Source organism: Thalassospira sp. (assembly GCF_030690045.1).
In the GTDB taxonomy this organism is placed as follows: domain Bacteria; phylum Pseudomonadota; class Alphaproteobacteria; order Rhodospirillales; family Thalassospiraceae; genus Thalassospira.
In genome coordinates this window covers 148,790-169,343 of record NZ_JAUYHK010000022.1, presented here as the reverse complement: position 1 = coordinate 169,343, position 20,554 = coordinate 148,790, and the positions used below count along the sequence as shown (strand labels likewise).

Annotated in this window: 21 protein-coding genes; 13 read left to right on the top strand and 8 right to left on the bottom strand. The window is 56.0% G+C overall.

Annotation, left to right across the window (positions count from 1 at the left end; genetic code table 11):
- Positions 1 to 75: 75 nt before the first annotated feature.
- The gene (locus tag Q8O73_RS19815; RefSeq protein ID WP_305559939.1) at positions 76 to 375 is read right to left on the bottom strand and encodes a hypothetical protein; all 300 of its coding nucleotides are present in this window, start codon (positions 373 to 375) and stop codon (positions 76 to 78) included.
- Between the two features lie 462 nt (positions 376 to 837).
- Between Q8O73_RS19815 and Q8O73_RS19810 the strand changes: the two genes are divergently transcribed.
- The 3 genes from Q8O73_RS19810 to Q8O73_RS19800 all read left to right on the top strand — a co-directional run bounded on the left by Q8O73_RS19810 (position 838) and on the right by Q8O73_RS19800 (position 4,246).
- Positions 838 to 1,863, top strand: coding sequence for an SPFH domain-containing protein (locus tag Q8O73_RS19810; RefSeq protein WP_305559938.1), 1,026 nt, complete (start codon positions 838 to 840; stop codon positions 1,861 to 1,863).
- A gap of 21 nt (positions 1,864 to 1,884) precedes the next feature.
- Positions 1,885 to 2,343: an NfeD family protein gene (locus Q8O73_RS19805; protein WP_305559937.1), complete on the top strand. Its 459-nt coding sequence runs from the start codon at positions 1,885 to 1,887 to the stop codon at positions 2,341 to 2,343.
- 199 nt (positions 2,344 to 2,542) lie between these two features.
- Positions 2,543 to 4,246 carry a methyl-accepting chemotaxis protein gene (locus Q8O73_RS19800; RefSeq protein WP_305559936.1) on the top strand — a complete coding sequence of 568 codons (1,704 nt, stop codon included), beginning with the start codon at positions 2,543 to 2,545 and terminating at the stop codon, positions 4,244 to 4,246.
- A 54-nt stretch (positions 4,247 to 4,300) separates the two neighbouring features.
- On the opposite strand, the gene Q8O73_RS19795 is transcribed toward Q8O73_RS19800, so the two are convergent.
- From Q8O73_RS19795 to Q8O73_RS19780, 4 genes are read right to left on the bottom strand one after another with little or no spacing between them, the layout of a single operon-like run.
- Positions 4,301 to 4,498, bottom strand: coding sequence for a type II toxin-antitoxin system RelE/ParE family toxin (locus Q8O73_RS19795; RefSeq protein WP_305559935.1), 198 nt, complete (start codon positions 4,496 to 4,498; stop codon positions 4,301 to 4,303).
- A 33-nt stretch (positions 4,499 to 4,531) separates the two neighbouring features.
- Entirely contained in the window at positions 4,532 to 4,804 is a 273-nt protein-coding gene (locus Q8O73_RS19790; protein ID WP_305559934.1) for a YlcI/YnfO family protein, read from the bottom strand.
- Between the two features lie 39 nt (positions 4,805 to 4,843).
- The gene (locus tag Q8O73_RS19785; protein WP_305559933.1) at positions 4,844 to 5,569 is read right to left on the bottom strand and encodes an LrgB family protein; all 726 of its coding nucleotides are present in this window, start codon (positions 5,567 to 5,569) and stop codon (positions 4,844 to 4,846) included.
- Positions 5,569 to 5,943, bottom strand: a complete 375-nt coding sequence (locus Q8O73_RS19780; RefSeq protein WP_305559932.1) for a CidA/LrgA family protein — start codon at positions 5,941 to 5,943, stop codon at positions 5,569 to 5,571. The genes Q8O73_RS19785 and Q8O73_RS19780 overlap by 1 nt, the downstream gene beginning before the upstream one ends.
- A gap of 293 nt (positions 5,944 to 6,236) precedes the next feature.
- On the opposite strand from Q8O73_RS19780, the gene Q8O73_RS19775 reads away from it, so the two are divergent.
- Positions 6,237 to 7,964, top strand: a complete 1,728-nt coding sequence (locus tag Q8O73_RS19775) for an ABC transporter ATP-binding protein (protein ID WP_305559931.1) — start codon at positions 6,237 to 6,239, stop codon at positions 7,962 to 7,964.
- 11 nt (positions 7,965 to 7,975) lie between these two features.
- Here Q8O73_RS19775 and Q8O73_RS19770 read toward each other — a convergent pair whose 3' ends face one another.
- The 3 genes from Q8O73_RS19770 to Q8O73_RS19760 are packed head-to-tail and all read right to left on the bottom strand — an operon-like array spanning position 7,976 to position 12,554.
- Complete coding sequence (locus Q8O73_RS19770; RefSeq protein ID WP_305559930.1) at positions 7,976 to 9,394, bottom strand: efflux transporter outer membrane subunit; 1,419 nt, start codon at positions 9,392 to 9,394, stop codon at positions 7,976 to 7,978.
- A gap of 11 nt (positions 9,395 to 9,405) precedes the next feature.
- Positions 9,406 to 11,364, bottom strand: coding sequence for a MacB family efflux pump subunit (locus Q8O73_RS19765; RefSeq protein WP_305559929.1), 1,959 nt, complete (start codon positions 11,362 to 11,364; stop codon positions 9,406 to 9,408).
- Complete coding sequence (locus Q8O73_RS19760; protein ID WP_305559928.1) at positions 11,364 to 12,554, bottom strand: efflux RND transporter periplasmic adaptor subunit; 1,191 nt, start codon at positions 12,552 to 12,554, stop codon at positions 11,364 to 11,366. The genes Q8O73_RS19765 and Q8O73_RS19760 overlap by 1 nt, the downstream gene beginning before the upstream one ends.
- A 189-nt stretch (positions 12,555 to 12,743) precedes the next feature.
- Between Q8O73_RS19760 and Q8O73_RS19755 the strand changes: the two genes are divergently transcribed.
- The 9 genes from Q8O73_RS19755 (at position 12,744) to Q8O73_RS19715 (ending at position 20,552) form a co-directional block, all read left to right on the top strand.
- Entirely contained in the window at positions 12,744 to 13,436 is a 693-nt protein-coding gene (locus Q8O73_RS19755) for a response regulator transcription factor (RefSeq protein ID WP_305559927.1), read from the top strand.
- Positions 13,433 to 14,782: an ATP-binding protein gene (locus tag Q8O73_RS19750; protein ID WP_305559926.1), complete on the top strand. Its 1,350-nt coding sequence runs from the start codon at positions 13,433 to 13,435 to the stop codon at positions 14,780 to 14,782. Before Q8O73_RS19755 ends, Q8O73_RS19750 begins: the two co-directional genes overlap by 4 nt.
- A 153-nt stretch (positions 14,783 to 14,935) precedes the next feature.
- Positions 14,936 to 15,757 (top strand): flagellin, encoded by an 822-nt coding sequence (locus tag Q8O73_RS19745; RefSeq protein WP_305559925.1) that lies wholly within the window; start codon positions 14,936 to 14,938, stop codon positions 15,755 to 15,757.
- Between the two features lie 69 nt (positions 15,758 to 15,826).
- Positions 15,827 to 17,518, top strand: coding sequence for a flagellar filament capping protein FliD (gene fliD, locus Q8O73_RS19740; protein WP_305559924.1), 1,692 nt, complete (start codon positions 15,827 to 15,829; stop codon positions 17,516 to 17,518).
- A complete protein-coding gene (locus Q8O73_RS19735; protein WP_305559923.1) occupies positions 17,511 to 17,984 on the top strand; it encodes a flagellar protein FliS in 474 nt (157 codons plus the stop codon). Before fliD ends, Q8O73_RS19735 begins: the two co-directional genes overlap by 8 nt.
- A 32-nt stretch (positions 17,985 to 18,016) precedes the next feature.
- Positions 18,017 to 18,604: a sigma-70 family RNA polymerase sigma factor gene (locus Q8O73_RS19730; protein ID WP_305559922.1), complete on the top strand. Its 588-nt coding sequence runs from the start codon at positions 18,017 to 18,019 to the stop codon at positions 18,602 to 18,604.
- Between the two features lie 59 nt (positions 18,605 to 18,663).
- Positions 18,664 to 19,173: a hypothetical protein gene (locus Q8O73_RS19725; protein WP_305559921.1), complete on the top strand. Its 510-nt coding sequence runs from the start codon at positions 18,664 to 18,666 to the stop codon at positions 19,171 to 19,173.
- Complete coding sequence (locus Q8O73_RS19720) at positions 19,170 to 19,697, top strand: hypothetical protein (RefSeq protein WP_305559920.1); 528 nt, start codon at positions 19,170 to 19,172, stop codon at positions 19,695 to 19,697. The genes Q8O73_RS19725 and Q8O73_RS19720 overlap by 4 nt, the downstream gene beginning before the upstream one ends.
- A 156-nt stretch (positions 19,698 to 19,853) precedes the next feature.
- Positions 19,854 to 20,552 carry a flagellar hook assembly protein FlgD gene (locus tag Q8O73_RS19715; protein ID WP_305559919.1) on the top strand — a complete coding sequence of 233 codons (699 nt, stop codon included), beginning with the start codon at positions 19,854 to 19,856 and terminating at the stop codon, positions 20,550 to 20,552.
- The last annotated feature ends 2 nt before the right edge of the window (positions 20,553 to 20,554 follow it).

Here is a 20,554-nt window from a genome sequence, read left to right as displayed (position 1 = left end):
GCCGCACCATGCGCCTGCCGTAGCATGTTGCGATTGATATTGATCAAATTACTGAAAAATCAATATTTTAGATCGTTATGTTTTTTGATTCTCAACCTGAGATGATGTCGGCGAAACCCTTGAAAAAGGTCGGGATTTCCTGACGCGATAAATTATTTTCCGATTTTTGAAAAAAGTTCTCGATTTGTTCTTTTCGCCGTGGCATAAGAGAAAAATCAACGGGACAAATCCGCCCGGACCGAAACCCGCAAGGCTTGATGCTTTGCGGGTTTTTGCGTTTGGCGCCAGATGAAAGAGATGATGATGCAGCGATACAGAGACAGACAAGGCGGCGGGCGACCCCGCAAGACGATAACCGGCAGGTGGAAAAGCCATTACGGTGGTCCTTTGCAGGTCCGCTAACCCGGCCATTTGTCAGGACGCCCGAGATGCGTCTTGTGGGTGGCTTGCCGGACCGGAATCTCTCCTGACAGTTTCGGGCAGCATCCGGTTTTGTCGGGCGCTGCGAGAGCGGGTGGTGGGTCCGATGGCGGGCTTGTTGGTGAGGCTGCGGAGGCCCGGCGTCTGTCCTGAGTCCCGTTCCCGCATTTGTGGGCACGGGCTTTCACGGCCGTTATTTTCCGCTGTCCCCGGAAGGCCGGAAGCCGGAACCGCAAGGGGGAAGTGCGCCTTGAGGGCCGCCCGGCCCAATGTCATCCAATGTCACCCGACGCCACCCTGCCCCGATCAAAGAGAGGGCAGGTCGCAGTGCCATAAGGGCCTGGCGGATAAACACGTTGCTGTTTTTGAGGTAAATCTTTAGTTTCGTTTTGAAACAACCAAAGAAAAACGGGGTACATGATGCAGTGGCTGACGTCTGATTTTTCGATATTTACCGGTTTTATCGTTGTCCTTGCGCTTTTTCTTGTTTTTCTTGGCGTCAAGATTGTACCGCAGGGGTATCAGTACACCGTGGAACGGTTCGGGCGGTTTACGCGCTGCCTTAGTCCCGGCTTGCATATCATCGTGCCGTTTATCGACCGCATCGGTCGCGAAATGAACATGATGGAAAGTGTTCTGGACGTGCCGTCACAAGAAGTCATTACCGCCGACAATGCGATGGTGACGGTTGATGGTGTGGTGTTTTTTCAGGTGATTGATGCGGCACGCGCCGCCTATGAGGTCAACCGGCTGGAATTTGCCATTCTCAATCTGTCGATGACCAATGTGCGCACCGTGGTCGGGTCGATGGATCTGGATCAGTTGCTGTCGCAACGCGATACCATCAATGACCGTTTGTTGAATGTGGTGGATGCGGCGACCGATGCGTGGGGGGTGAAAGTGACCCGCGTTGAGATCAAGGATATCACGCCGCCACGTGATCTGGTCGATGCGATGGGCCGCCAGATGAAGGCGGAACGTGAAAAACGCGCCCAGATTCTGGAAGCGCAGGGATCGCGCGAAGCCGCCATCCTGCGGGCCGAAGGCGAAAAACAATCGAAAATTCTGGAGGCCGAAGGCCGCCGCGAAGCTGCCTTTCGCGATGCAGAAGCCCGCGAACGCGAAGCCCAGGCCGAAGCCGAGGCAACCCTTGTGGTGTCCAAGGCAATTGCCGAAGGCGACATCAATGCCATCAATTACTTTGTCGCCCAGAAATATGTCGATTCCCTGATGCATATCGGGTCCAGCCCCAACAGCAAGCTGGTCTTCATGCCGCTGGAGGCATCGGGCGTTGTCAGTTCAATCGGCGGGGTTGCCGAATTGCTGCGCAATCTGGGTACGACGGATGCCGGGAAAGCGCCGGTGGCAAGGGCATCGACCGCCAAAAGCAGTGCGGCCAAATCTTCGGCCCCGAAAGCCGGACCGTGGGATGCCAAAGACTGAGCCTGACGGAGGAGCCGCGCCGTGGAATTTTTGACCGAAACAAGTGTGACCTTCTGGCACTGGTGGATTTTTGCCGTTGTTTTGCTGGTGCTGGAATTGCTGGCGCCGGGGGTCTTTTTCCTGTGGATTGCCGTGGCGGCCGGGATCACCGGATTGGTCAGCCTGATCCTTCCGGGCATGGCGATTGAATTTCAGTTTCTGATTTTTGCGGTTTTTGCCGTGGTTGTGACCGTCGCCGGGCGCAAATGGTTTGCCAGCCGTCAGAACACCACCGATCACCCGCATTTGAACCAGCGCGGCCAGCATTTGTTTGGTCGTGTTGTCAGCCTTGTTGACGCCACGCAAAATGCCGAGGCCCGTATTCATCTCGATGGCACGATCTGGCGGGTCAATACGGGGATCGATCTGCCTGCGGGGCATAAAATCCGCATCACGGCAATAGACGGAACGATATTGCAGGCCGAACCCGTCCGGGATTGAAGTCCTCTTTGCGGCCCGGATTATGCCGAAAGTGTTCTTCTTTCAAAAGAATACAAACAAAGAACTTGAATTGATTTTTTCATTTCCAAAATACAACTGTGACAATTCATCACAAGAACCATTCTAATAATACACCTGTTGGTGTATACTACCATAGTATAATCAACGGGGCGGTTTTGGGTGCTCAGGGGTAGTGGGTATGAATAAAAGTCTGATTTTCAAGGTTGCGGGCGTTGCCATTCTGGTTTTGGTTGCCGGTATTCTGATTCTGGGCGGCGTAATCATGCAGCGCATCGGGCAAGAAGTCAGCAATACCAGTTTGCAGACGCAGAAGCTGAATTTGCGGGTGGCGTCCTTGCTGATTCAGGACAGCTATCCTGACTTTCAGGTCAAAATTGCCGGTGATGGGGAAACATCGGGCCTTGTCTGGCCGGAAATTCCCGATTTGTCGTCGCATCAGCTGATTGACCGGATTGGTCTGGCGACCGGGCAAACCGCCACGGTGTTTCAATGGGAACAGGACAAACAGGATTTTGTCCGGGTTTCGACCAATATCATCAAACCCGATGGCGAACGTGCGGTTGGTACGGTTCTGGGCAATGGCAGTGCAGCCTATGCGCCGATCATGGCGGGGCAAACCTTTCGCGGTGAGGCGCTTATTCTGGGCACCGAATACATCACCCAATATTCGCCGATTTTCAATCCTGCCGGGGATGTGCAGGGCATTTTGTATGTCGGCATCAAAAAGGCCGAAGTGGTCGAAGTGTCAAACGCCATCGGCCTGCGCATCATGATTGCCGGTCTGGTGGTTGCGATTGTTGCGGCGGGCATTCTGTTTGGGGTTCTGCGCTGGCAACTGGGCCCGTTGCGGGTTTTGGGGCAGACCATTTTGCGGTTTGTGGACCGCGATTTCAAAGGCGATGTTGCCTATACCGGCCGGGTTGATGAAATCGGCATTATCGCCAATGGCCTAGTGCGCTGGAAAGAAACCGCCGACCATATGAGCAAGGCCGAAGCCGACAAATTGTCCGCCGAAAAACAGGCCGAACAGGCCCGTGTCGATCAACGCAACCGTCTGGCGACCGAACTGGAACAGTCGATTGGCCTGATCGTGTCGTCGGTGCAAAAGGCGACACAGGGGATGATGCAATCCACCCGTCAGATGCGCCAGTCGGCGGAAAATTCGATCAGCCAAAGTCTGGCGGTGTCCAATGCCGCCAATGAAGCGGCGCAAAATGTGCAAACCGTTGCGGCGGCGACCGAAGAATTGTCTGCCTCGATCAATGAAATTGGCGGGCAGGTCAATGAATCGGCATCGATTGCCACGGCGGCGGTTGATGAAACCGCGCGGGCCAATGAAATGGTCAGCGGTCTTGCCGTGGCGGCAGAACGGATTGGCGAGGTGGTCAGCCTGATCAATGACATTGCCTCCCAGACCAATTTGCTGGCGCTGAATGCGACCATTGAGGCGGCCCGTGCCGGTGAAGCGGGCAAGGGATTTGCCGTGGTGGCACAGGAAGTCAAAAACCTTGCCAACCAGACAGCCAAGGCCACCGATGAAATCGCCCAGCAAATCGGTTCGATCCAGACGGAAACACGGGTGACGGTCGAGGCGATTGAAAAAGTGACCGAAACGATTTCGTCGATCAACAATATCACCAGCGGCATTTCTTCTTCGGTTGCCGAACAGGGTGCCGTGGTATCGGAAATTGCCAACAGTGCGTTACGGGCGTCAAACGGTTCGACCGATGTGGTTCAAACCATTGGTGCGGTCCATGAAGCGGCCAGCAGCGGCGGCGAAGCCGCAGGCAAGCTGGAACATGGCATGACCGATTTGTCGTCCCAGATCGAAAATCTGGAAAGCAAGGTGCGTGAATTCCTGGGGCATTTGCGCGCCGCCTGAGGTTTCCTGTCCCGCAAAAAAAACCGGCAGCGTCTGTGGCGGCTGCCGGTTTTTTCATGACAGATAATCGTCTTCGTTCTGATGGCGCAGGGCAAGGATGGTGACGGTGGCGGTGTCTTCAATTTCAAACAGGGCGACATAACCGCCGCTGCCAAATGAGATGACGAGTTCGCGCAGGAACGGATTATCCGGTGCGGCCTTGCGGCAGGCAAACGGAAATTGTGTCAGCATGTCGATGGCTCTGGCGATCATGTTGTGCGCCGGGCGTGAAGCGGACTTGATAGGTCACGGTTTTTCAGGATGTGCAGCAATCATATCGTCAAGTTCGGCCATTATGTCCGCCGGACTGACATAATGGCCGGTTTCCCGGGCCGAATCGCGCGATATCAGACCACGGGTTATGAAATCCTGTTGCAGGCGGCGGCGGGCAATGTGGCGGTGCAAGGCATCCTCGACAAAGCCCGAAAGGGTTTCCCCGTCCTGCAAGGCATTTTCGGCGGCGGCGCGCAATTCCGGTTCGACCCGGATGGCGGGAATGGTTGCGGTTTTCAGGGTCATCTCCTGTGCATTGCATTTGCGATGCATGATGCGGCAATTTTACCCGAAAAACCATCCCCACAGAAACGGGATGGTGAGGGCGGTGGCAAGGGTATTGAGGCCCATCGCCAGCCCCGAAAAGGCCCCGGCGGTCTGATTGACCTGAAAGGCCCGGGCCGTGCCGATGCCATGGGCGGCCACACCCATCGCAAAACCGCGTGCCCGCCAGTCGGTCAGGCGGGCCAGATTCATCACCATCGGCCCCATCGTCGCCCCGACAATGCCGGTTGCAATCACACAGACCGCGGTCAGGGCGGGAATGCCGCCAATCTGTTCGGCAATGCCCATCGCAACCGGGGTGGTGACCGATTTCGGGGCCAGGGATGCCAGCGTATCGGGGGCGGCCCCCAAGGCCCATGCCAGAACAATTGTACTGGCACTGGCCATCAGGGACCCGAACAACACGCCAAAGACAATCACCGGCAGGGCGCGTTTGAGGGTGTCAAGCTGTCGGAACAGGGGCACGGCAAGGGCGACGGTGGCCGGACCCAACAGGAAATGGACAAATTGCGCCCCTTCAAAATAGGTCGCATAGGGGGTGCCGGTCGCCCTGAGCAAAAAGGCAATCAGGGCGATGGCGATCACCACCGGGTTGCAGACCGGGTTGCGGTTGCTTTTTTCATACAGCCAAAAGCCCAGCGAATAGGCGACCAGCGTGAGGGTCAGCCCGGTCAGCGGTTTGGTGGACAGATAGACCCATAATTGCGTGATGTCGGCGGGTTCCATCAGGCTTGCCCCTTATCCTGTGTCGCACTATCGACCGATTGGGGCGGCAACAGTTTTGACATCAAAAAGGCGGTGGCGACCATGGTCAGCAGGGTTGAAACAATCAGGGCGGCGGCAATCGGCAGCCAGTCGCCCTTGAGACGGTCAAGTTGCGTCACCACCCCGACCCCGGCGGGCACAAACAACAGGGAAAAATGGATCAGCAGATTATCGGCGGCATCGGTCAGAACTTTGGGCGGGCGGCGTTTGACGATCAGCCCGACAAACAACAATCCCATGCCGATCACCGGGCCGGGTACGGGCAGGTGGAAAAGTTCGGAAATCACCTCGCCAAACAACTGGCAGACAAGGATGAGGGCAAATGCAGCAATCATGACAGCCTCCCGCAGGATATTTTTATGTTCCGTTCACTCTGACATATCCTGCTTTGGCTTTGACAACTTTTATCAATTCTGAAAAACGCCCATGCGGAGATGGCACAGGCGGGCCCGTAAAATTGCAAATGAGTAGCAGTTTCTTTGCCTTTGAATTTGTCAGGGCGCTGTGCTAACTGTTTGCCGGATTCTGGAACATTCGGGGTCCTCCATTTTCACGGCAGATCCGATATCCATCCGGAATGCTGCATCACCATGCAGGGCACCCCGCCTTTGGCAGTGGACAAAATCCGATGTTAAAAGAATTCTTTTCTTACTATCTGCCGCACAAAAAGCTGTTTCTGCTTGATTTCGGCTGTGCTGTTCTGTCGGGTCTGCTGTCGCTGGGTTTTCCGATTGCGGTGGCGGGTTTTGTCGATACCTTGTTGCCCAAACAGGACTGGGTGTTGATCGGGATGGCGGCAGCCGGGCTTTTGGCCGTTTATCTGATCAATACCGGGTTGATGGCGATTGTCACCTATTGGGGGCATGTTCTGGGTATCACAATTGAAACCGAGATGCGCCGCCGGGCCTTTGACCATTTGCAAAAACTGTCTTTCCGGTTTTACGACAACCAGAAAACCGGCCATCTTGTCGCCCGCGTGACCAAGGACCTGGAAGAAATCGGCGAGGTTGCCCATCACGGGCCGGAAGATGTGTTTGTTGCCGTCATGACCTTTGTCGGTGCGCTGATCCTGATGTTTGCGGTGCATATGGAACTGGCGCTGATTGCAATGACGATTGCGCCGCTGGTGATGTGGCTGATCATCCGGTTTGGCGGGAAAATGACCCGGAACTGGCAAAGCCAGTTTGGCCGGATCGGGGCCTTTAACGCGCGGATCGAGGAAAATGTCGGCGGCGTGCGCGTGGTGCGGGCCTTTGCCAATGAAGATCATGAACGCGCCCTGTTCAATGATGACAATGACAAATACCGCAAGGTCAAGTTGCAGGCCTATGGCATCATGGCGGTCAGCCTTGCGATCAATTATCTGGGCATGCGGATTGTGCAGGTGGTTATCCTTGTTGCGGGCACCTATTTCGTCATGACCGGTGAATTGTCGGTTGGCGGTTTTGTCGGGTTTTTGTTGCTGATCAATGTGTTCTATATGCCGCTTGAAAAAATCGCGGCGGTGGTGGAAACCTATCCCAAGGGGATTGCCGGGTTCAAAAGCTATCAGGCGCTGATGGGGACCGAACCCGATATTGTCGATGCACCCGATGCCCGCCCGGTTGACCATCTGGATGGCAATATTGATTTTGCCAATGTCAGTTTTGGCTATACCGCCGACCGGGCCGTGTTGCGCCAGATTGATCTTGCGATCCGGGCCGGTGAAACGGTGGCCTTTGTCGGCCCGTCCGGTGCGGGCAAGACCACGTTATGTTCGCTGGTGCCGCGGTTTTACGATGTCAGCACCGGGGCCATCCGGATTGACGGGATCGATATCCGCGACATGACCGTTACGTCGCTGCGCCGCCAGATCGGCATTGTGCAACAGGATGTTTTCCTGTTTGCCGGTACCTTGCGCGAAAATATTGCCTATGGCCGCCTTGATGCCAGCGAAGGCGACATTCTGGAAGCCGCCCGGCGGGCGCGACTTGATACGCTGATTGCCGATCTTCCGGACGGGCTGGATACGGTGATTGGTGAACGCGGCGTCAAATTGTCGGGCGGACAGAAACAGCGGGTGGCGATTGCCCGGATTTTCCTGAAAAACCCGCCGATCCTGATTCTGGACGAGGCGACATCGGCACTGGATACCGAAACCGAACGCGCCATTCAGCAATCCCTTGATGATTTGGCCAAAGGCCGCACGACTTTGGTGATTGCGCACCGCCTTGCGACCATCCGCAATGCTGACCGCATTGTGGTTGTGACCCTTGACGGGATTGTTGAAGAAGGCACGCATGATGACCTTCTGGCGGCAGGCGGGGCCTATCGCCGTTTGCATGATGCGCAGGCATTGGGCCGGTTACAGGGATAACCGGCCCGGTTTTATCCCTCCGCCGTTGGACGGGCATCGGCATTGCCGCCCAGCGCCTGATAGAGCGTGATCAGGTTGATAATCCGGTCCCGTTTATTGGCAAGCAGGGATTCTTCGGCGGTACGCCGGGTTTCCTGTGCGTCCAGCCAGGATTGCATCGACACCGCACCGGCCCGGAACCGGGTTTCATAAATCCGTTCGGCATTTTGTGCGGCGTCAAGGGCGGCTTCGAGATTGACGGACTGCCGGTCATATTGGGTTCGGGCCGACAGGGCATTTTCAACATCGGCCAAGGCCTGATACAGGGTCTGGCGATATTCGACGATGGCTTGCTGGTAATCGGATTCGGATATTTTGATGTCAAGCTGCCCCTCGTTCCAGTTCAGGAACGGCAGGGCCAGGCTGGCGCCCAGCGTTCCCAGCGGGTTTTGCAACAGGGATCGCAACTGATCGCTGCTGCTGCCCAGTTCGCCGGTCAGGCTTATGGTCGGCAACAGGCCGGTTTTCACCGCATTGAGTTCTGCAACATTTTCGCGCAACCGCAATTCGGCCGCCCGGATGTCGGGGCGGCGTCCCAGCAATTGGGCGGGCAACCCGGCGGCGATTTCGGGCAGGGCATTTTCGGGCAGGGTGGCACGGGCCACGGCCATTTCCTGTGGTGGCTGATCAAACAGGATCGACAGGGCATTGGTATTTTCGCGCAGGCTTTGTTCGATCAGGGTATAATCGGCAAGCTGGCTGTCCAGATTCTGACGGGCTTCAAACACCTCAAGCGCAGAAGACGACCCCGATTCATATTGCACATCGACCAGCGCCAAAGTCTGACGGGCATAGGCGATGCTGGCATTTGCAATATCAAGGCGCTGGCGGTCGTAAATGATCTGCCAATACAGCGTTGCCGTGGTGGCCGTCAGGGACAGGGCGGTGCTTTCGCGGTCTTCAAGGGTCGCCAATGCTTCCCATTTTGCCGCGTCATAATCATGGCCCAGCTTGCCCCACAGGTCGAGTTCGTAACTGACGGTGGCATTGGCCCCGAAATTGCGGCTGGAACTGCGCGCACCGTCGAGTTCACGTTCCAGCGATGCCGTGCTGCCGGCTGAAAGATCGGGATAGAAAGCATCCTCGGCCAGACCGGCGGTCAATTGGGCGCGGCGGACCTTGATGGTGGCGGCGGCAAGATCGTTATTGCGCGACAGGGCATCGGCAATCAGGCTGTTTAAAACCGGGTCGTTAAAATTCGACCACCAGTCCGACGATGCCACCATCGCAACCCCGGCGGTGTCCGGCGCGGTTTCGCCGTGCCAGCCGGTTGGAATGGATGTTTCCGGGGGGGTATAATCGACGGTGGACAGGCTGCTGCATGCGGCCAGTGTGATGGTTAGCGTGATGGTCATCAGGATGGTGCCGGATTTAAGCATGTTTTTGAACATCAGAAATTCCCCTATCCCCGTGACAGCGCATCGACCGGATCAAGCCGGGCGGCGTTGCGGGCCGGTAAAAAGCCGAACAGAATCCCGATCAACGAGGCGCAGGCAAAGGCACCGATGATCGATGAGGCTGAATAAACCATTGAAAATGAACTGCCGATGGCATCAAACAGCACCCCGATACCAAGGGCCATGCCAACGCCCAGCGCCCCGCCCATGATGCAGACCAGAACGGCCTCGATCAGGAATTGGCGCAGGATATCGCCCTGACGGGCCCCCACGGCCATCCGCACCCCGATTTCGCCGGTGCGTTCGGTTACCGAGACCAGCATGATATTCATCACCCCGATGCCGCCGACAATCAGCGAAATCACTGCAATCGATGAAATCAGCAGGGTCATGGTGCTGGTGGTTTTCTGGATGGTTTCGCGAATGGTGTCGGTATTGACGGTAAAGAAATCTTTCTGCCCGTGGCGAAGGGTCAGCAATGCGTTGATTTTTTGCTGGGCCAGAGATGTTTCAACGGCGTCATCAATGCGCACGGTGATGCTGTTCAGGTAATTCTGGCCCAGAATGCGGGTCAGGGCGGTGGAATAGGGCACCCAGATATTGAGGCTGTCATTATTGCCAAAGGTGCTGTTTTTGGGTTCGGTCACACCGATGATGCGGACCGGGACGGTGCCGAGAAAAATCACCTGACCAACCGGATTGCGGCCATCGGCAAACAGTTTCTGGCGGGTATTGTCATCAATGACGGCATCCTGACTGCGCAGATCGACGGCACGTTGATTGAACCACATGCCCGCGGCAATTTCATATCCGCGCACCCGGTCGTAATCGGTGCCCACGCCCGAGACATTGGCATCGACCTCGATATTGCCAAACCGCAGGGTCAGGGTACTGGAAACCGACGGGGTGACGCTATCGACATAATACTGGCTGGCAAGGGCGGCGGCGTCGGCGGCGGTCAGGGTGCGGATCTGGCTGGCGTCCCGGTCGCCAAAATCCTTGCCGCGCATGACATCAATCGTATTGGTGGCAATCGAACTGATATCGGACAGGACCTTGTCCTGCGATCCCTGTCCAAGGGCGACGACCGATACCACCGATGCAATCCCGATGATAATGCCCAGCATGGTCAGGAAGGTGCGCAGACGATGGGCATTCATCGCCACCAGCGCCATTTTCAAGGCTTCGCCAAAACGGTCGAATTCGGCCCGCAGACGAAAGCCGGGTTGCCCGGCCTTGTGGGCAAGTTTGCGCGGGGGTGTTTGTTCGGAGGATGCCGGTTGTCGTTCATCGCGGATGATTTCGCCATCGCGAATTTCAATGATGCGCTGCGCATGGGCGGCAACATCATGATCATGGGTCACCAGAATAACGGTGTGGCCGTCCTGATGCAGATCGCGCAACAGCTTTAACGTCTGGGCGCCGCTTTGACTGTCCAGCGCACCGGTGGGTTCGTCGGCCAGAATGACATCGCCGCCATTCATCAGGGCGCGGGCGATGCTGACCCGTTGCTGTTGTCCGCCCGAAAGCTGGCCGGGGCGGTGATGGATGCGGTCGCCCAGACCCACACGGGTCAGGATATCCATCGCCCGGTCGCGGCGGGTTTCGGTATCGTGACCGGCATAAATCGCCGGAACCTCGACATTGCCCAGCGCGGTCAGGTCCGAGAGCAGGTGATAGCGCTGAAAGATAAAGCCGAAATATTCCCGACGCAGGGCGGCAAGGTCATCGGCGGCAAGATCGCCGGTCAGGGTGCCATTGATACGGTATTCCCCGGCGGTCGGGCGGTCCAGACAGCCCAGAATATTCATCAGGGTTGATTTGCCCGATCCCGATGCACCGATGATGGCGACCATTTCACCGCGTTCGATGGTCAGATTGACGCCTTTCAGCACGGCAATCTGTTCATCGCCTGCCGGATAATGACGCCACAAATTGCGGATATCGATAAGGGGGGCGCTCATCAGAACATTGCTCCGGGCTGGCGGCGGGCGGCCGGGTCATCGGGGGCAACTGTGCCGCCGGTGGTGGCACCCACCACGATCAGGTCGTCTTCATTCAGGCCATCAATGATTTGCGCGTCGATATTTGTGTTCAGCCCCACCGTGACGGGGCGGTTTTCCGGTTGGCCGTTTGCGCCGATCACCTGCACATAATATTGCCCGTCGGCATCCGTCCCGTTCAGGGTGCTGGACGGGACGATCAGGGCATTGGTGGCTTCGTTCAGTTTGATGGTGACTTCGGCGGTCATCCAGATGCGCAGGCGGCGGTCCGGATTGGCGATGTCAAACAGGCCATTATAATAAACGGCGTCGTCATCGGTGTTGTCATCGTCATCATCGATGCCTTTGGGGGCCGGTTCGATGGCGCGCAGGATGGCGTTGTAGCGGGTGTCGGAATCGCCAAGGATGGTAAAGGAAACCGGTTGTCCTTCATGAACGCGGATGACATCGGCCTCGGAAATTTCGGCTTCGACGGTCATGATATCAAGTTGTGCCAGCTTGATGATGGTCGGGGCTTCCTGACTGGCATTGACGGTCTGGCCTTCCTTGACCGGGATTGAGACCACGGTGCCGTCCATCGGGGCTTTGATCTGGGTATATTCAAGGTCGATCCGGGCGGTATCGACGGCGATTTCGGCCTGATCAATCTGGGCGTTCAGGGCCTCGATTTCGGCTTTGGTGATGGCCAGATTGGCTTGCGCCGTTTCAAAATCTTCCTGGGGCGAGGCATCCAGGGCGCGCATTTTCTTTTGCCGCGCATAGACCTGTTCGGCCTGCCGGGCCTCGGCCTGTTTGGCGGCCAGTTGCGCCCTGATATTGGTGAGGGCGGCCTCGGCATCGCGCAGGGCATTTTGCTGGGTTGCCGGATCGATTTCGGCAATCAGATCGCCCTGAAGGATTGTGTCGCCCGGTTTCACATGCAGGGCCTTGATCTGCCCCGATACCTGTGCGCCGACACTGACCAGTTGTGATGCGGTAATCGTGCCGCTGGCAAGGACCGTGTCGGCAAGGTCGCCGACACGGGGTTTTGCGGTGATATAGCCGGTTTTGGCCTCGGTCGGGAACAGCCATGCCTGCGCCATCCAGCCCGCCACGATCAGGGCAAGGGCAAGAAGCAACAGGTTGCGGATCGTCTTGTGCGTTTTTTCCATCGGACTTTCATATCCCAGGTCAACAGATCGGCGATTACGCGCCGGTGATGAACCCTAGATAACAGTCGCAATGTAAAAGCGGGGTCAGGCCGGTGAAAAGGTTGTGTAAGGAATGTGTAAAACTGCGGCAGGGTGGCTTTTCGCCGCGATTTTCCGCGTTATGATAGCCCGGCAAACGGAGAATGGAACGTGACACGGATCCTGTTGATTGATGATGATGCCGAACTGGGCGCGATGCTGGCCGAATATCTTGACGGCGAGGGATTTGCGGTCAGTGTCGTTTATAATGGTCAGGACGGCATCCGCCATGCCCTGTCGGGCGATTATGCGGCGGTGTTGCTGGATATCATGATGCCCGGCATTGGCGGGATCGAGGTTTTGCGTCAGGTGCGCGGGCAAAGCATGATCCCGGTGATCATGCTGACGGCCAAGGGCGATGATGTGGACCGGGTGGTCGGGTTGGAACTGGGCGCGGATGATTATATTCCCAAACCCTATTATCCGCGTGAACTGGTTGCCCGGTTGCGTGCGGTGTTGCGCCGGGTTGAAAAACCCGCAGCGGGCATCGGCAACGAGGATGATCTGATACAGGGGCCATTGCGCCTTAATCCGGCACGCCGCAGCGTTTATTTCGGCGATACGGAAATGGATATGACCGTTTCCGAATTCAATCTTCTGGAAATCCTGATCCGGGCGCAGACGCGGGTTTTGTCGAAAAACGAATTGTCGATGAAGGTTCTTGGTCGCCCGCGTGAGGTCTATGACCGCTCCATCGATGTCCATATGAGCAATTTACGCCAGAAACTGCATCAGGTCAGCGGCGATGCCGGTCTGATCGAAACGGTGCGCGGGTTTGGCTATCGTTTGAGGCAGGACATATGAGAGGACGTCTTTTCTGGAAAATCCTGATCGGCTTTGGCCTGACCTTTATCGCCATTGCCCAGGGGGTGTGGTTGTTGTTCCAGTTTTATGGTCAGCCGCCAGTACCTTATGCCATCGGGTATCTGCTCGATGTTGCGCCCGGTTATACCCGGACGGCGGCAATGACGGCAGAAACGCGCGGTGCCATCGGCCTGCAACAACTGATTGCCACATGGCCCGATGCCGAACGCAAACGGATTTCGGTCGAGCCGGTCGATCTGGTCAGGACCCTGTCGGAGCGACCGACCATCGATGCGTTGAAGGCACAGGGCGAAATTGTGCGCGATGTCATAACCCCGTCAGGGGATGTGATCCGCATCCGGTTTGATGTGCGCGATATTGTTGCGGGGATTCCTGATCGCCACAAGTTCAATATCCCGCAACCGATGCTGATTGCCGGTGTGGTGGGCGGGTTGGTGTTTAGCGCCCTTTTGGCGTGGTATCTGACCCGGCCGATTTTGCAATTGCGGGCCGGGTTTCAGCAATTGGCGGCGGGGGACATGGCATGCCGTCTGGGCCCGGTGATGGGGCGCAGGCGTGATGAAATTGCCGATCTGGCGCGGGATTTCGATGTGATGGCCGGGCGGTTGCAGCAATTGATCGCGGTCCGCGACCGGTTGCTGAATGATGTGTCGCATGAATTGCGGTCGCCTTTGGCGCGGATGCAACTGGCCGTCGGGCTGGCACGGCAGAAACCGGAAAAAATCCCGGCGACGCTGGACCGGATCGAAAAGGAAACGGCGCGTCTGGATGAACTGGTTGGTGAACTTCTGACCCTGTCGCGGGTCGAAAGCGGGGTCGCCCATCATCAGAATTTTATGGATATCGACAGCCTTTTGGGGCGGGTCGTCAGCGATGCCCGGTTCGAGGCCGAAGCATCGGGCATCATTGTGACCACCTGCAATCTGGTGGCGTTGCGGTCCCATAACGGCAATGCGCCGATGGTATCGGGAAATGCCGAATTGTTGCGGCGGGCCTTTGAAAATATCATCCGCAATGCGTTGCGCCATTCCAAAGACGGACAGGAAGTTGCCATCAGCCTTGCGGCGGATTTTGATCGCCATTCCCTTGCGGTGACGATTGCCGATCAGGGGCCGGGCATTGCGCCAGACCGCATGGAAAATATCTTTGATCCCTTTGTGCGCGGTGACGGCGAGGGGGCAGGGGCCGGTTTTGGGCTGGGGCTGGCGATTGCCCGGCGGGCGATTGCGGCGCATGGCGGCAACATCACGATGCAAAACCGTGCGCAAGGCGGTCTGGAAGTGACCATTACCCTGCCTTTTACCGAGCATAGGGCCGGGGATTGAGCGCCCCGGTTCCGGGGGCATGACGGCGATGTTCCTTATTGCGAAAAAAAATGCGCCAGTTTTTGCGGCTTCGCCCGTGGATATTTGTACCGGCCGATTTAGCGGTCGGCTGGCAGGTATGTCAGTCACAAAGTCCATATAGGAGGCAGGGTTATGCCCAGTATCAACACCAATATTTCGGCGTCACTTGCGGTATCGAACCTTAACAAGACGACGGATGAAATGACGTCTGTTCTGACAGCAATGTCGAGCGGGAAATCAATCAACTCGGCATCGGATGATGCGGCCGGTCTTGCCGTTTATACCTCGATGTCTGTGGATGCGGCGGCATGGGAACAGGCCGGTAACAATGCCGATGTTGCGACCGCCATTCTTGAAACCGCCGATGGCGGTCTTGGCGAAACGGCAGACGTTCTTGAACGGATGTACGAACTGGCATCCCAGGCGGCATCGGGTTCGGTGACGGATACCGAGCGTGCCTATCTTGAGGCGGAATTCACCGAACTTCAGACCCAGCTTGATTCCATCGTTGAATCAACGACGTATTTCGATACGGCCTTGCTGGATGGTGCCTATGCCGAAAGCTTTCTGGTTGCGGCATCCAACACGGCCAATTCCTCCATTGCAGTGACCCTTGCGACGGATGCAACGGCGGCCGGTCTTGCGCTGGATGCATCGACCATTGCCACCTCGGCGGATGCGACCACGGCACTGGCGGCAATCGAAGCCGCGGTGACAACGGTTTCGGAAGCCCGTGCAAATGTCGGTGCGCTGATGTCGCGTTTCGATTTTGCAAACGGCGTTATCGATACCGCCCAGACCAACCTTGAAGCCGCGATGGGCGTCTATATGGATGCCGACATTGCCCAGCTGAGCGCCGAACAGACCGAACTGGGCGTGAAAATGGATTCGGCCATTCAGGCCCTGTCTGTTTCCAACGAGAATCTCGAAAAACTCAGCCGTCTGATGAACTGACCCTGACCGGGGCCGCCCGGTTGCGGGCGGCCCCGGATTGATCTGTATGGAAAGGCAGGGAGGGACGAAATGTCGACTGTTAATTCATCTACATCGACGAGCTATATCACGTCGTCCTATACTTCTGGCCTGACCGATCTTGATACGGCGCAACTGGTCGAGGACGCCTATAACATCAAGATGGAAGCCGCCGATGTTATCGAAGTGGAAATCGATGACATTGAATTGCAGATTGCTGCCTATAACGACCTGCTTGATCTTCTCGAAACGCTTTCGGATGCGTCCGAAGCCCTGACATCCGAAGCAGAACTTGATTCTTCGCGTGATGATGTCTGGGTCGGGAAATCGGCCTATCTGACATCATCGGATGCCAATACCGATGCGGCCGATATTGTCGGGGTAATGGTCGAGGATACAACCGCGACCGGCAGCTATACAATCGAAGTTCTTCAGACGGCAACCGCCCACAAGATTGGCGGTGATACCTCTGCTGACAAGGATAGTGCGGCCGGGATTGAGGGGACGCTCAATCTTGTGGCCGGGGATGATTATACCGCCACCGATATTGACGTTACATCGGATATGTCGCTGGACGATATTGCGGATGCCATCAATGACCAGTCTTCGGCAACCGGGGTCAAGGCCACGATCCTCAAGGTTTCCGATGATCAATACATGCTGGTTTTATCGGCGACGGCGACGGGTGAAAATATCACCTTTGACAGCGACGGGGCCGATACGGCAGTGGCGCAAGCCTTGGGATTTGTTGATGAGGCCGGGGCCTATGCCAATGAACTGGTCGAGGCGGAACCGGCAATTCTGAATATTGATGGTGTCGAGATTACGCGCAAAAGCAACACCGTTGACGATGTTATCGACGGGGTGACGCTTTATCTTTATGCCGAAGAAGAAGGCACGCAGATCACCCTTGATATCGAGCAGGATGCCAGTTCGGCCTATTCGGCGATTGAGGCGTTTGTCGATGCCTATAACGACCTGCGCAGCTTTTTTCTGACCCATCAGGCCTATACGGCGGGTGAGGGCGCGGATGAGGATGCGGTTTTGTTCGGGGACAGCCTTTTGTCGTCGCTGACCCGCGATGTCTATAGCGCCCTTCGTTTTTCAGAAGACAGTAACACCTATCAAAGTCTGGCGGCGATTGGCATCACCCTTGATAGCAGCAATTATCTCGTGATCGACAGCACGGTTCTGGAAGAAGCCATGGTGTCGGATTTTGACAGTGTGGCGGCGTTGTTTTCAATGGAATCCGATACCGGGTCGGATGATCTTCTGATTTTTGACTCGGATGGTTCTTATACCGGCACTTTCACCGTCAATGTCACAGTGGATGCCGATGGCACCCTGACATCTGCCGATGTCGGCGGCGATGACAGCCTGTTTACGATTGACGGCAACAAGATCATCGGGGCGAGCGGCACGGCGTATGAGGGGCTGACGCTGTTTTATGGCGGCGATACCAGCCAAAGCATTGATGTGACCATTTCATCGGGGCTGGCCTTCAAGATGATGAACAGCCTGGAATCCTATACCAATACATCGGACGGTTTCATTCAAACGCGCATTGACCGGCTGGAAGAACAGACGACCCGCCTGAATGAAGATGTTACCGAAATCACCGAAAAGGCAGACGCATACGCCGCCGATCTGGTCGAGCGTTATGCGGCGATTGAAACAAAATTGTACCAACTGGAACTTTTGCGGACACAACTTGAAGCTTTGTGGGGAAATGACGATGACTAGACCTGAAAAAGCACATGTTACCCATGCGAACCATTATGCCAATGCGTCTTCGCGTTATAATCAGGCATTGCGGACAATTTCCCCGGTCATGATGATGATTACGGTGATTACGCAAATCCGCCAGAATTTGAAACAGGCGGCCCATCACCGGGCGGCCAAAAAATTTGATCTTGAACAGCAGGAAAAAAGCACGGCGCTGGGCAAAATTCGCGGGTTGCGGGCGGTGGTTTCGTTTGAAAATGCCCCGGAACTGTCGCGGGATCTGTATGCCTTTTATACCCGCCTGCTGCGATTGCTGTCTTCGGGGGGGCGGGCAACCCCGATTGAAAACAGATATATTCTGGCCGATCAACAGCTTGAGGCGCTGGCCGCAGAGTGGAAAAGGGTCGCGGCAGAAAGTAAAAATGTTCCTTCCGCCGTTCCGCCGTCCCATACTGGAAAACAGTTACTGAATCAGGTCTTGTGAGGGCCATGTTGGACGCAGGCATCGATCATAATATGACAATCGACATACGGATGTCCGGTACCGTTGATGCCAGCGCTGATTTAAACAGCCTTGACGACGAGATGCTGGTTGCACGGGTCGTTGCCAGCGACAAGGCGGCCTATCGGGTGCTGGTCGAACGTTATTATCGCGGTATTCAGGGCATTGCCCGGCGCATGGGGCTGGGCAATGGCGATGCCGAAGATGTCGCACAGGATGTTTTTGTCCGGGTCTGGTTGCATCGCGAAAGATGGCGGCCCGAAGGGGCGAAATTCAAAACATGGTTATACCGGGTGGCGGTCAACCGGGTTATTGATTTCAAACGACGTCCGCAGCCGGTTGAGGGATGCGACATCGAAGCCGAACCCGATGATGCGATGTCGCCGGTTGAAAAACTGGCGCAGCATGAAGAATTCCAGCGGTTGCGCAGTGCCGTTCGCAATTTGTCCGACCAACAACAAATTGCCATTAACCTGTTTTATGATCGGGAACTTTCCAATGCCGAGGCGGCCGAAATCATGGGGGTTTCCCTCAATGCGATGGAATCCCTTTTGAAAAGGGCGCGACAGCGATTGAGGGAAGAATTGAAGAATATGCGTTAAACGAGTAGTTTCAATCATGTTCGGACAGGTAGGTCCGTCCTAAAAAAAAGCGGTGACCAGTGAATATCAAGGAATTTGAAGACTTGCTGGATCAACATGGATGGGACATTGCGTCCTGGCCGGAGCCGTTTCGCCAAGAGGCCAACAAATTCGTTGCGCAAAATGACGAAGCCGCCGAATTGATCCACAATTTGCAGATGTTGGAAGATGCGATTTCCGCCGATCCCCTGCCAATGGGCAGGCATCGGGCCATTGACAACATCTTTGCTGAAATCGACGCACAGGAAAAATTATCCTCTCCTCCTGCATCGAAGCCCTGGCACAAGCGGCTGGGGGGTGTTTTATCATCCTATCGCCTTCCTTATGCTGCGCCGGTATTTGGCATGGCGATGTGTGTGTTGTTCGGGTTTGTGTTTGGCGTGGTTTTTACCGCCGATCAGGACATGGACAGTTCGGCAGATGCCGGGGAACTGCCGGTAATGAAAATTGTCGATCAGCATCTTTATGATGTGGAAACAATTCTGCCGGGTGATCCGGCCTTGGCAAACAAACGGGGCAGGAGGCCATGATGGTGTTTGATGACCGGCGCAAAACCAGTACATCGCGCAAGCTGCTTTATGCATCACTTGCCCTGAACCTGTTTGTCGGTGGGGCGATTGCCGGAAATTTCATTGCCGGAAGCAATAATATTCTGCCCTTTGGCAGCAATGATGCAAATTCCGCGCAGGAATTTCGCGGTCCTGAAGGCCCACCGGCCCCGACGGAAATGCTCAATCGTTTGCGGGAAAGATTATCGCCGGAAGGGCAGGTGATTTTTGATGCCGAAATGCAGGGCCTGATCGCGGAACTGGGCCCGAAGCGCGAAGTCGGCGAGCGGTTCCGGATAATGGGTCAGGTTTTGCTCAGCGATGATCCGACCGAACAGGATATCCGGGCGGCTTTTGCCGATGTCGAAAACCATATTACCGGTGAAATACAGCGGGTTATCCAACAGCTTGCCAATGTTGCGGTGAAACTGTCACCCGAGGATCGCTATCAGCTTGCGATCAATACGCCGCCACCACCTTTGCCGAAATACCGGATTGATAATTAAAGGGCGCTTTTGCGCCCTTTTTTATCTGTTTGGTCAGGGGCTCTACCCTGAAATTCGGAAAATCCAAAAAAATCGCATCCGTTGCGCCAGCTTTTGCCTGGTCAGCCGTGAAATGAACAATCGGGTTTTTTAACCGTTCATTTCACGGAGGCGATGATGAGTTACCTCAGCGGCCTGACATATGACAGCCTTACGTCTGCCACGTCATCGTCTTCGACGGGCAGCACAACGACAAGCAGCGACGATACGACCTCGACCTACGAGACCTATATGACGTTGTTGCTGACCCAGTTGCAAAATCAGGATCCCACCGATCCCGAAGATACGTCGGAAATCACCAGCCAGCTTGTTTCCTTTCAGCAGCTTGAACTGTCTGAACAGAATAATGCCCTGCTTTCGGATTTGTCCACGTCGCTGCTGGCCTTGCAGGGGGTGGTCGATGATTCCGCCGCCCAGGCCTATCTTGGCACCGATATTGTCGCGATTGGCGATACCGCACCTTATGAAGACGGTGAGGCGGAATGGTATTTCGTCCTTGAGGACGATGCCCAGTCCGTCACCCTGCAAGTTTCCGATGACGATGGCAATGTGGTCTATGAAACCACCACCACCGGGGCCGAAGGCAGCAATAATTTTGTCTGGGACGGGGTGACCAGCGACGGCACGACGGTAACGTCGGGGACTTATACCCTGTCGGTCAGTGCGACGGATGATGATGGCAATGCCGTTTCCTCGGAAATCCTGATGACGGGCACCGTTTCGGCAATCGACCTGACGGGCGATGAAGCCGTTCTTTATGTCAATGGTGTCGATGTCGGCATGTCCGATGTCCAGGGCACCAAAACCGTTTCCTGAGA

Coding starts and splice junctions, on each gene's coding strand:
- Q8O73_RS19815 (WP_305559939.1), bottom strand. CDS start 375: ATGGCTTTTCCACCTGCCGGTTATCGTCTTGCGGGGTCGCCCGCCGCC.
- Q8O73_RS19810 (WP_305559938.1), top strand. CDS start 838: ATGATGCAGTGGCTGACGTCTGATTTTTCGATATTTACCGGTTTTATC.
- Q8O73_RS19800 (WP_305559936.1), top strand. CDS start 2,543: ATGAATAAAAGTCTGATTTTCAAGGTTGCGGGCGTTGCCATTCTGGTT.
- Q8O73_RS19795 (WP_305559935.1), bottom strand. CDS start 4,498: ATGATCGCCAGAGCCATCGACATGCTGACACAATTTCCGTTTGCCTGC.
- Q8O73_RS19790 (WP_305559934.1), bottom strand. CDS start 4,804: ATGACCCTGAAAACCGCAACCATTCCCGCCATCCGGGTCGAACCGGAA.
- Q8O73_RS19785 (WP_305559933.1), bottom strand. CDS start 5,569: ATGGAACCCGCCGACATCACGCAATTATGGGTCTATCTGTCCACCAAA.
- Q8O73_RS19780 (WP_305559932.1), bottom strand. CDS start 5,943: ATGATTGCTGCATTTGCCCTCATCCTTGTCTGCCAGTTGTTTGGCGAG.
- Q8O73_RS19775 (WP_305559931.1), top strand. CDS start 6,237: ATGTTAAAAGAATTCTTTTCTTACTATCTGCCGCACAAAAAGCTGTTT.
- Q8O73_RS19770 (WP_305559930.1), bottom strand. CDS start 9,394: ATGTTCAAAAACATGCTTAAATCCGGCACCATCCTGATGACCATCACG.
- Q8O73_RS19765 (WP_305559929.1), bottom strand. CDS start 11,364: ATGAGCGCCCCCCTTATCGATATCCGCAATTTGTGGCGTCATTATCCG.
- Q8O73_RS19760 (WP_305559928.1), bottom strand. CDS start 12,554: ATGGAAAAAACGCACAAGACGATCCGCAACCTGTTGCTTCTTGCCCTT.
- Q8O73_RS19750 (WP_305559926.1), top strand. CDS start 13,433: ATGAGAGGACGTCTTTTCTGGAAAATCCTGATCGGCTTTGGCCTGACC.
- Q8O73_RS19745 (WP_305559925.1), top strand. CDS start 14,936: ATGCCCAGTATCAACACCAATATTTCGGCGTCACTTGCGGTATCGAAC.
- fliD (WP_305559924.1), top strand. CDS start 15,827: ATGTCGACTGTTAATTCATCTACATCGACGAGCTATATCACGTCGTCC.
- Q8O73_RS19735 (WP_305559923.1), top strand. CDS start 17,511: ATGACTAGACCTGAAAAAGCACATGTTACCCATGCGAACCATTATGCC.
- Q8O73_RS19730 (WP_305559922.1), top strand. CDS start 18,017: ATGACAATCGACATACGGATGTCCGGTACCGTTGATGCCAGCGCTGAT.
- Q8O73_RS19720 (WP_305559920.1), top strand. CDS start 19,170: ATGATGGTGTTTGATGACCGGCGCAAAACCAGTACATCGCGCAAGCTG.
- Q8O73_RS19715 (WP_305559919.1), top strand. CDS start 19,854: ATGAGTTACCTCAGCGGCCTGACATATGACAGCCTTACGTCTGCCACG.